Consider the following 10,901-nt stretch of genomic DNA (forward strand, 5'->3'; position numbering starts at 1 on the left):
CTACAGAGGGACAAGGATGTTTGCCGCCGCGAACCAGACCCACTTCAGCTTGCATATCGATGGCCTGGAGCATGATTTCCAGGTGCTCGCCTTCGACGGCACGGAAGCCATCAGCCAGGCCTACGCCATCGACCTGGAGCTGGTCAGCGAGCACCCCTCGCTGAACCTGGAAAACCTGCTGCACAAGCCTGCGTTCCTGCAGCTCGGCGACGACGGGCGGGGCCTGCACGGCCTGATCTACCGCGCCGCGCAAGGCGAGGCGGGCAAGCGCCTGACCCGCTATCAGGTCACCCTGCGCCCACAGCTGGCGTACCTGGCCCACCGCATCAACCAGCGCATGTTCCAGCACATGAGCGTGCCGAAGATCATTGCCCAGGTGCTCGAAGAGCACGGCATTCTTGGCAACGCCTACCAATTCCAATTGGGCGCGACGTACCCCGAGCGCGAGTACTGCGTGCAGTACGACGAGTCCAACCTGCAATTCATCCAGCGCCTGTGCGAAGAAGAGGGCATTCACTACCACTTCCGCCACAGCGCTGCCGGCCACCAACTGGTGTTCGGTGACGACCAGACCGTGTTCCGCAAGCTGGCCCCGGTGGCCTACCAGCAGGACGCCGGGCTGGTGGCCGACACACCGATGATCAAGCGCTTCGGCCTGCGTGTGGAAACCCGCACCAGCAGCGTCACCCGTCGCGACTATGACTTCAAGAAACCGCTGATCCAGCTCGAAGGCGAGTCGGTCAGCCACGCCGAGCCTGAGCTGGAAGACTACGACTACCCCGGGCGCTTTCTCGACCGCGCCCGTGGCAAGCACCTGGCCACCCGCGCCCTGGAGCGTCACCGCAGCGACTTCCGCCTGGTCGAAGGGCACAGCGACCAGCCCTTGCTCGCCAGCGGGCACTTCCTGACCCTGGCCAGCCACCCCAATGCCGCCTGGAATGACCTCTGGCTGCTGCTTGAAGTGACCCACCAGGGCCGTCAGCCGCAGGTGCTGGAAGAAGCCATCACCAGCGATATCGACGCTAAACATGACGGTTTCCAGCAGGGCTACCGCAACCAGTTCAGCGCCACCCCGTGGGATGCGGCCTATCGCCCGCCCCTGAACCACCCCAAGCCACGCATCCTCGGCACCCAGCGCGCCATCGTGAGCGGCCCCGCCGGCGAAGAGATCTACTGCGACGAGTTCGGCCGCATCAAGGTGCAGTTCTTCTGGGACCGCGAAGGCCAGGCCGACGACAAGTCCAGCGTGTGGATGCGCGTGGCGTCGAGCTGGGCCGGGCAGGGCATCGCCGGCCTGCAATTGCCGCGCATCGGTATGGAGGTATTGGTCAGTTTCCTCGAGGGCGACCCCGACCAGCCGCTGGTGACCGGCTGCCTGTACCACGGCGTGAACATGCCGCACTACAAGCTGCCCGACCTGAAGACCCTGGCCACGATCAAGAGCAAGGAATACAAGGGCAGCCGCGGCAACGAACTGCGCATCGACGACACCACCAGCGAAATCAGCATCGCCCTGCGCAGCGACCACGGCGCCAGTGCGCTGAACCTCGGTTACCTCACCCACCCCAGACCGAGCGGCGGCGCCCCGCGCGGTGAAGGTTTCGAGCTGCGCACCGACCGCCACGGCGCCATCCGCGCTGCCGGCGGCCTGCTGCTCACCACCGAGCCCCGTGCCAACGAAGCCAAGCACCACAAGGACCTGCCCGAAACCGCCGAACGCCTGGCCACCGCCAGCGACCAGCAGGACAGCCTGGCGGAACTGGCCAAGCAGATGCAGGCCCAGGAGCCTGGCGATCAGGACGACGTCGCCAAGCGTTTGCACGAGCAGCACCAGGGCATCCTCGGTAGCGGCCCGGTCAACCAGAGCGCCAACGAATTCCCCGAGTTCGCCCAGCCGCACCTGGTGCTCTCCAGCCCCGCCGGTATCGCTCTGACCACCCCGGGCCCCAACCACATCACCACCGGCGAGCACCTGGCCCTGAGCAGCTCCGGCCACACCAGCCTGACCGCCGGCAAACGCCTGTTGGCCAGCGCCAGCCAAGGCATGCGGCTGTTCGTGCAGAGCCTGGGCTGGAAGCTGGTGTCGGCCTCCGGCGACATCGACATCCGCGCCCTGAAGGACAACATCAACCTGCTGGCCAAGCTCGACGTCACCGCCAACGCCGACCGCATCGTGCTCACCGCCAAGACCGAGCTGGTGCTGCAGGGCGGCGGCAGCGGCACGACTTACAACGCCGGTGGCATCACCCACGTCACCAGCGCCAACTACACCGCCAAGGCCGCGCAGTTCGCCCATATCGGCGCGGCGAGCAAGGCCGGCACCTTCCCTGAGCCGCCCAAGCCGGGCAAGGGCAACCTCGAGCTGTTGTACCAGTACGCCAACAGCAAGGGCGTGAAGACCGGCGACTACGACGTGATCGATGCCTTGGGCAAGTCGATCAAGGGCAAGCTCGACGGCCAGGGTTTCAACATGGCCAGCGGCGCCGCCGCCGGCCCGCTGTGGGTCGACTTCGGCCTGGACCCGGCCGACACCTGGGCCGACGGCAGCCACTTCGGTGCTGGCGTCTGGCCGGCGAAGACCGACTTCAACGACATCGCCCCCGGCCAGCAGGCCGTGGTCGGCGAGGTGCTGAGCGCTGGCAAGGGCGCCGATGGCCTGCTGGGCAAGGGCCTGGCACTGGCCCAGCAAGGCATGGACAAGGGCAAGGGATTGGTACAGAACGCGATGGCACAAGGTAAAGCGATGATGGGCCCCGGTGGCACGGGGATGCTGGAGCAGGGCAAGGCCCTGGCCGGCACTGGCATGCAACTGGCGAAAAGCGGCCAGGCCGCGCTGCAAAAAGTGCAGCAGGTCAAGGCCGCCGTCGGCGGCGACACCGGCGCCATGGCCCAGCTGGCCAGCAATGTGGTGCCCGGCGCGGCGCCGGCGCTCAAGGCCGCCAACGCGGCCCGCCAGCTGCCGAGCCTGCCCACGCTCACCCCACCGCTCAACCCGGCGAAAAGCCTGAGCAGTGAGGTGCTGGCATGACCGACGCCAAGCAGCGCGAACCGCAGGTCGCCGTCGCCCCCCTCAACACCATCGATGCCAAGGACGTTGGCCGAGGCGCCGCCGCCTTCGACGCCTGGCTGCAATCGGTCAGCGGCGGCTACGTCACCCTCGAACGGATCAAGACCGTGGCCGGCGCCTTGCCGGTGGTGGGCAACATCATGGCCCTGGTCGATGCCCTGGGCGACGTGGTGACCCTGGTCAAGAGCAAGAATCGCCAGCTGCTCGACTGGGTGAGCCTGGGCATCAACCTGATCGGCGTGCTGCCGGCGCCGCCGACTATGGCCGCCGCGCGCATGAGCCTGCGCCCGACCCTGTTCCTGGTGCGCCAGGAGCTGCGCAACAGCGCCAAGATGCTGCTGGGCGATTCGCTGATCACCGTGCTGATCGGCCATCTCAACGCCACCATCGCCGGCACCATCGACGACTTCGTCAAGCAGGCCCAGCCGAAGCTCGCGGGCATCCTCGCCGACGCCGGCGCGCTCGGCACCAAGATGACCAGCGAGATCGCCACGGGGCTGGAGAAGGTCACCCTGGGCCAGTTGGACGCCAAAGGCGACATGTCGAAGGCGAGCAAGCAGGCGTCGGCTGCCGCCGACAAGCTGCTCAACGACCCCAAGGCGGCGTTCAGCAACTTCTTCGGCGCGGTGCACAGCGCCTACAAGGCTGCCGGCAAAGGCCTGGCCAACAGCGCGACGAGCAAGCTGCTGCCGGACGAAATCAAGACCAAGGTGCTGGCCAACACCGGCCAACTGCGCGCCCTGGGCCCGGAGATGGCCCGGCAGTTGAACAAACTGGCCGACCCGGGCACGCAGATGAGCATCGGCTGGATGCTCAACGTGCTGGGCGGGGCGGTGAAGGGGTTCCGCAAGCGCAACAAGAACGGCCAGCCGGGGGTGAGCAAGCCTGGCACGACTACCAAGGTGGATCGGGAAAAACCGCACTCGGAACTGGGCAAGTCGGATAGCCAGCATGATGCGATCGCATCAACCAGCCCTATTGAAGAAAGCTGCCCGATTCCCCTACCTACGCCTCCCGCGCATAGCCCGAGCCACATCAGCTTTGCCATCGGTTCGGAATTCATCATCCACACCGATTTCAGCCTGACGGGCGCATTCCCCATCGAGTGGCAACGGATCTACCACTCGCGTCTGGCCGAGTACGACCAAGGTTGCCTAGGCGCGCGCTGGGTCACCGAGTTCACCACTCGGATCGAGGTGGTGGGCAAGGGCCTGCTATTCCATGACTTCGATGGCCGCAGTCATGCCTTCGAGGTGCCTAAGGTCGGCAAGTCGTTGTTCAACGCCATCGAGGACCTGCTGCTGATACGCAGTAGTGACGATGAGCTGGTGATCTGCCGAGGTTTTGACCGCAAGGAGTACTACTTGCGTGTGGGCGATTGCTACTACCTGCGCAAGATCATGCTGCAGAACGATGCGGGTTGCATGCTGCATTACGAGCATCATCATGAGAGTGGTCCGGTGCTGTCGGACATCATCACCTTCCAGAGTGATGTACAGGATGTGCTGCGTCATTTGGGCACGCTGATTGACGAGCAGGGTCACATCACGGGACTGTGGGAGATGCGCGACGGCCAGCCGCTGAGGCAGTTGTGTGCTTATCACTACGATGACCAAGGCGATCTGATTGCCGCCCAGGACGAGAACGGCGCGGCCTGGCACTACCAGTACCAGAATCACCTAGTGACGCGTTATACCGACCGCACTGGCCGCGGCATGAACTTGCAATGGGATGGCAGTGCGTTCGATGCTAAGGCCATCCGCGAATGGGCCGATGACGGCAGCTACGAAATTCGCTTGGAATGGGACGAGAACATCCGCCTCACCTACGTGACCGATGCCCATGGTCAGGAAACTTGGTACTACTACGACATTCTCGGTCACCTGTATCGCGTCCGCTACCCCGACGAGCGTTCGGAATGGATCTTCCGTGACGAGCGCAAGAACGTGGTACGCCATGTGCACACCGATGGCAGCGAAGACCGTTACGATTATGACGAGCAAGGCAGCGTCATTCGCCATATTCGTGCCGACCACAGCCAGGTGCACATTGCCTATGACGACCGTCGTCATCCGATCAAAATGCGCGATGCCGAAGGTGGTTTGTGGCTGCGTGACTATGACAAGCAGGGCAACATGGTCGAGACCGTCGACCCACTGGGCAACAAGACCGAATTCGTCTATTCGCGTTCTGGCCTGGTCAAAGCGATCAAGGACGCCAACGGCAATGAAAAGAAGCTGGTGTATAACGCGGCGGATCAGTTGGTCGAGTACACCGACTGCTCTGGCAAGACCAGCCAGTGGGCATACGACGATTTCGGCCAGTTGGTGTTGTTCGCCGATGCCGCTGGCAACAAGACGGTCTACGAATATAAGGCCGGCCAACTGGTCAAAGTCATTCACCCAGACAATACTGAGGAACGCTTCGAGCGCGATGCCGAAGGGCGCCTGCTGGCGCACTCCGATGCGCTGGACCGTTGCACCACGTGGACCTACAACGCCGCGGGCCTGCTCGCAGAGCGGGTGGATGCCAACGAGCACACCCTGCGTTATCGCTGGGACAAGCTGGGCCGCCTGATTGGCCTGGAGAACCAAAACGAGAGCAAGGCCGATTTCCTCTACGACCCGGTCGGGCGCTTGCTGCAAGAGCAAGGTTTTGACGGCCTGGTGACGCGTTATCAGTACGACCCTGATACGGGACGCCTGGCCAGCACTCAGGTTGGCCAACGGCGGATCGACATCACCTTTGACCCGGTGGGGCGTCTGACCTCGCGCACTGCCAGCCAGGACGACCAGCGTCAAGAAGAGACCTTCGCCTATGACGGCAACGGCAAGCTGATCCAGGCAATCAACGCCGTCAGCAAGCTGCAATGGTTCCACGACGAAGCCGGCAACCTGACCCGCGAACACCAGCACTACCTGGGCACCGAGGTGCCTATGGTTGCGGTTTGGCAGCACGAATACGATGCGCTGAATCTGCGTACGGCGACGATTCGCCCCGACGGGCACAAGGTCAGTGTGCTCACCTACGGCAGCGGTCACGTGCTCGGCATGACCCTCGACCAGCACGAACTGTTGGCCTACGAGCGTGACGACCTGCACCGCGAAGTGGTGCGGCATCAGGGCAACCAGCTGATGCAAACCCAGGCGTGGGACCCGGCCGGGCGTCTTCAGGAGCAACTGCTGGGCAGCCACGATGGCAAATCCACCTTGCTCAAACGCCAGTATCAATACGATGCGGTTGGCCAGCTGACTGATATTCACGACACCCGCCGTGGCCACCTGGCCTATCAGTACGATCCCGTTGGTCGCCTGTTGCAAGCCACCAACCGTCTTGGTGTCGAGACCTTTGCCTTCGACCCGGCCGGCAACCTGCTGGACGACAAGACCCAGGAACTCAATCGTCCGCTGGAAAGCGACCCTCGTCGTAACAAGCTGATGGACAACCTGCTGCGTAAATACGCCGGGACCCATTACCAGTACGACGAACGCGGCAACCTGGTCCATCGGCTGCACAACGGTGAACACGCCCGACTCGGTTGGGACCTGTTCGACCGCCTGAGCCGCTTCGATGACAGCAAGCTCAGCGTGGTGTACAGCTACGACGCTCTGGGCCGCCGTCTGCACAAACACTCCACTGCGCATCATCAGGACGATCCGCGTGCCGGCAGTGGCTGGAACCAGATGCAGCGCGCCAAGCGCCAGCGCGAACTGGGCTGTGGCTACACCCTGTACGGCTGGGACGGCGACAACCTGGCCTGGGAAAGCTCGCCGCCGCAGGACGAAGGCGAGACCGGGCGCACGGTGCACTACCTGTATGAGCCGGGCAGCTTTGTGCCGGTTGCTCAGGCGTTGCGCAAGCAGCCGATCCGTTTGCTGCGTCAGCCCAACTGGAGCGATCGCGAGTACGACTTCGATCAGGATCCGCTGTGGCAGCAAGAGATCAAGCCACAGCCAATTGATGCGATTGCTTGGTACCAGTGCGACCACCTCGGCACGCCGATGGAGCTGACAGACCACCATGGTGAGGTAGCATGGACGGCGCAGTACAAGGCGTGGGGTGAGGTCAAGGAATCCCGATCGGATTGGGCTAAGCAGGTCGGTCTGAGCAATCCGATCCGTTTCCAGGGGCAGTACCACGACCACGAGACCGGGCTGCACTACAACCGCTATCGGTACTATGATCCGAGGGTGGGGCGGTTCATCAGCCAGGACCCGATAAGTTACGCGGGAGGCATGAATCTTTTCGCTTATGCGCCAAACCCCATTGAGTGGTTTGATGTATTTGGTCTAGCACCTAAAAAGCAATGCCCTATTTGCCAGGATGGGTCACATGGACGCTCTAACAAGCAAGAGCGAATTAGAGATCTGGCAGAAGATGATAGGCAGCCTGCATGGGTTCGAGGGTGGGTGAAGAATGATATGCGCCATATCAAGAACGGAAATAGAAAGGCGCTCAGGTTGCCTGGGAATTCGCGTAACTCAAAAGGCAAGGGTAAAGAGCTGGCGCACGGCTATGGTACTGAGGCAAAAGATGGATTCTGTTATCGTCACTCTAAGCTGCAAGATGCGGACCTTCACAAAAGACAACATCAGATTGGAGGGTACTGATAATGCATGAAAAGAAAATAAATAACATATCGGCTATGAAGGCGGAGGATAGGTTCGATTATTTTGTCAGGAAGGTTTCTGACTTTGAGGTGGTCTGGGGGCTACGTGACCAAGGGTGGGCTACATCTGGGTTGGATGGAAGAGAGGTTGTTCCATTTTGGCCTGAGGAGGATTTTGCAAGACTCTGTGCAGTCGACGAGTGGAGCGGTTTCTCGCCATGCCAGATTTCCGTCGGTGATTTTTTGGAAAAATGGCTTCCCGGCATGCAGGGGGATAATAGACTTTGTCAAATATTTCCTGTGCGGGATGACGTTGGGTTTGTTATTAACCCGGCGGAGCTTGAATCGGCTTTAAGGGCTGAGTTGGAACAGTATGAATAGATTTATGTAATTAAAATTTGGTGGTCTCGTGGTTGACGATCGATGTTTTCCATGCGTCAGGTTGTGTCTCTTGCTTTACGTATGCTGACAAACCAAAGGCACTTCGAGAAGCGGCGAAAAACATATGAAAAGTATCCATGAGCCCTGACAAGACTCACGTCGGGGCGCAATTCGCAGATCTATCAAGTGTCCGAAAATGGCCGCATGGATCATGAGCTACGAATACAACCTTGTCTTTGATGGCCCGGCTGCCTTGCAGCGAGTCATCGAAAAGCTTCGGACGAGTCAGGCGTATGTCGGTGAGGGGGATGGAGCTATCTGGCTCAAGGATCAAAAACAGTCAACGTTGGCTGTTTATGATGTTCGACTTACCAAGCTGGATTCACTTTCAGCTTGGTTAGAGGTCAATTTCAGATCTCTGAATTTGCATGAGCTCTTTGATGATTCTTTAGCAGGGGCCAATCTGAGGTGCTTTGAAGACGGCGACTTTGATGATGAAGTGACGTTGAGAGAAGCTTTCAGGATAAAAAACTGACCTGGCGAGGATTAGGTTTTTGGTCCTGAAACGAAGTGGTGCGGGCCAACAGTGAATCGGTCGGGATGTTGAGTCCAGGCCTCACAGGCAACTTTGAATGGCGTGCGCCGGCGCAAAGCCTTCAGATGCCTGGCGAAGTTGTAGGCCGTCACGAAAGCCAGTACCTGCGCCTCTAGGACCTTGATATTGGGTGGTGGAACGCCTGAACGGTCGCCTACTTTATCGTCCGGCTCATGCGTTCGACTTGGCCATTTGTCTACGGATGGTAGGGTTTGGTTAGCCGATGTTTGATACCGTGGTGGTTATACCTTGTACGGCTGGAATGGCGATAGCCTGGCTTGGGAAGGCTTGCAACCACAGGATGAAGGTGAGGCCGGGCGGGCATGCGGAGGCCAGCCTTATCAAAAGGTACGCAGAGCAAAATAATATGACGGTTCAGGAAATTTTGGCCGGCATGCCAGTATGCGTGAACTGCGAGAAAATAATTATGGGGCATGGCGCCAAGCCCGTGTCGCCATTTAAGCGAAAGAGAATTTGAGAGCATGAGTGATGATGAGCGGGTTGGGCTTTATGTTTCGCTGAAATCACTTGATCGCCTTACGGTGCTGTTGGAAGGTAAAGGCATCGAAATTCCGCCCGTATTTTCTGGTTTGCTCGATCAGGCTTGGAGGTGGCTTGCGGAAGGCAAAAAAGTCACTCTAAAAGGTGTAGAGAAGACAATGCGGAGTACGGTTGTTGATGAACAGGTGGCTAGAGTCGATAGCATTTTGCTCAATATGTATTTGTACGCTCTGTCAGATCTTGCTCAGTATTTCAAAGAGGGTGAGTTTGAGAGCTTGGAGTGTGTGGAGGCAGCTGTTATTGATTTCTATGACTTCTATGTGGCTCAGATGCATTTGGATAACATTGGTGGTGCAGGGGCGGTAGTGTTCAGCTCCGCTCAAGAAACGGCGGTGAAGGAGGATCCGATCTTCGCCAGTGAATTATCAATGTTAAGCGATGATCGTGCATTTGCCAAAAATCAGGTCGATTGGTCAGGTATTGAGTCGACTCGTTGACGCATTACCTTTCACAGGATAAACAAGCCATAGGTGGCATTCAAAATAATTAACTCCCTACGTCTTGGCGCGATCATTGAGTGCAAGTCCAAGGCCCTGGCCGGCACCGGCATGCAACTGGCGAAAACCGACCAGGCCGCGCTGCAAAAGGTGCAGCAGGTCAAGGCCGCCGTTGAGCAAGAGCGACTACTAGGAGCCGGTGATGGAATTTTGGATGTCGAGCGAAAAGCACATTCTAGTAGGTGATTCAGAGAGAGTTGCGCGTAATACAGTTGAGCCTGTTATCTCTGAGTTGCTCGAAGGTGTCGAGCTCTCATGTGGTGCAAAAAATGGAGTGTCATAACTATAGCTATGCCCGACGAGCGGGTTGGCGATTATCCGGAAGTCAAGCGTTACCACAAGAAGAGGCAAGTTATTGAGCTTCGTGTGCAACTGCCTTTCTATAAATTTATAAAGGCGGGTAGTTCACAGCAGATTGATTTGATGCTCGACGCATTAACGCGCTCGGTCGACCTGATGAAGGAGATAAAGAGTTTGAAGTTGACCATTGAGGAGTACTCCATGCTGAAGGAAATCGTTGAGAAGGCCCGGTTGGTGTTCAAGGTATAGGCAGAGTTATATGAGTCGCCGAGGGGAAGCCTGGTTACTTGCTTCCAGAAGCGGCACTTACTGGCAGGCAAGCTGAGAAGATCGGCCCGAACAACCCAACCCGCTTTCAGCGGCAGTACCACGAGCATGAGATGGTCCTGCATTACAACCACCCCACCATGTTAGGCTTTGCCACCGGCATCGACGCCACTTACTGACACGGAGTTCTCCCCATGAAAGACATCATCCGCCTCGGCGATTCCACCACCCACGGTGGCAAGGTGCTCGGCTCCTTCGGCAACACCAACGTCAACGGCAAGCCCATCGCCGGTGTCGGGCACATGGTCAGTTGCCCGCTGTGCAAGGGCGTGTTCCCCATCGTCGAAGGCAGCGCCACCTACAACGTTGACGGCACCCCGGTCGCCCTCGATGGGCACAAGACCGCCTGCGGCGCGGCGCTGATCGCCAGCGGCCCGAAAAGCGGTGTCGCCAGCTGAGACCAACAGGTTCCCACAGGACCGCACGCTGTTTCCTACGGGCTATTGACCCAGGTCATCCCACTTCCCTGATTCTTGACTAGTCTTAACGATTGGCGGCCTCTATCCACCGCCACCGTGAAGTCCCTGAGGCGCCGGCCATGTCCCGCGCGCCCGAGAACCTGAT

Annotated in this window: 8 protein-coding genes and 1 pseudogene; 8 read left to right on the forward strand and 1 reads right to left on the reverse strand. The window is 59.5% G+C overall.

The window, feature by feature from the left end:
* Nucleotides 1-16 precede the first annotated feature (16 nt).
* From tssI to ABE459_RS02615, 4 genes are all read left to right on the forward strand, one after another.
* Entirely contained in the window at nt 17-3,028 is a 3,012-nt protein-coding gene (gene tssI / locus ABE459_RS02600; protein ID WP_323830285.1) for a type VI secretion system tip protein TssI/VgrG, read from the forward strand.
* Nucleotides 3,025-7,677 carry an RHS repeat-associated core domain-containing protein gene (locus ABE459_RS02605; protein ID WP_323830286.1) on the forward strand — a complete coding sequence of 1,551 codons (4,653 nt, stop codon included), beginning with the start codon at nt 3,025-3,027 and terminating at the stop codon, nt 7,675-7,677. Before tssI ends, ABE459_RS02605 begins: the two co-directional genes overlap by 4 nt.
* A 2-nt stretch (nt 7,678-7,679) precedes the next feature.
* Nucleotides 7,680-8,057, forward strand: coding sequence for a DUF2750 domain-containing protein (locus ABE459_RS02610; protein WP_258705600.1), 378 nt, complete (start codon nt 7,680-7,682; stop codon nt 8,055-8,057).
* 211 nt (nt 8,058-8,268) lie between these two features.
* Nucleotides 8,269-8,592 carry a hypothetical protein gene (locus ABE459_RS02615; protein WP_323830287.1) on the forward strand — a complete coding sequence of 108 codons (324 nt, stop codon included), beginning with the start codon at nt 8,269-8,271 and terminating at the stop codon, nt 8,590-8,592.
* An 11-nt stretch (nt 8,593-8,603) separates the two neighbouring features.
* On the opposite strand, the pseudogene ABE459_RS02620 reads toward ABE459_RS02615, so the two are convergent.
* A pseudogene (locus tag ABE459_RS02620) lies at nt 8,604-8,890 on the reverse strand (integrase core domain-containing protein); the annotation flags it as partial.
* A gap of 244 nt (nt 8,891-9,134) precedes the next feature.
* On the opposite strand from ABE459_RS02620, the gene ABE459_RS02625 reads away from it, so the two are divergent.
* The 4 genes from ABE459_RS02625 to ABE459_RS02640 all read left to right on the forward strand — a co-directional run bounded on the left by ABE459_RS02625 (nt 9,135) and on the right by ABE459_RS02640 (nt 10,735).
* Nucleotides 9,135-9,650, forward strand: a complete 516-nt coding sequence (locus ABE459_RS02625; protein WP_323830288.1) for a hypothetical protein — start codon at nt 9,135-9,137, stop codon at nt 9,648-9,650.
* A gap of 33 nt (nt 9,651-9,683) precedes the next feature.
* On the forward strand, nt 9,684-9,896 hold the full coding sequence (locus ABE459_RS02630) for a hypothetical protein (protein WP_323830289.1): 213 nt from the start codon (nt 9,684-9,686) through the stop codon (nt 9,894-9,896).
* A gap of 105 nt (nt 9,897-10,001) precedes the next feature.
* On the forward strand, nt 10,002-10,259 hold the full coding sequence (locus ABE459_RS02635) for a hypothetical protein (RefSeq protein WP_323830290.1): 258 nt from the start codon (nt 10,002-10,004) through the stop codon (nt 10,257-10,259).
* 212 nt (nt 10,260-10,471) lie between these two features.
* Nucleotides 10,472-10,735 (forward strand): PAAR domain-containing protein, encoded by a 264-nt coding sequence (locus ABE459_RS02640; protein ID WP_011531938.1) that lies wholly within the window; start codon nt 10,472-10,474, stop codon nt 10,733-10,735.
* Nucleotides 10,736-10,901: the final 166 nt, after the last annotated feature.

This window comes from Pseudomonas sp. TWI923 (assembly GCF_039673365.1).
GTDB classification, from domain to species: domain Bacteria; phylum Pseudomonadota; class Gammaproteobacteria; order Pseudomonadales; family Pseudomonadaceae; genus Aquipseudomonas; species Aquipseudomonas sichuanensis.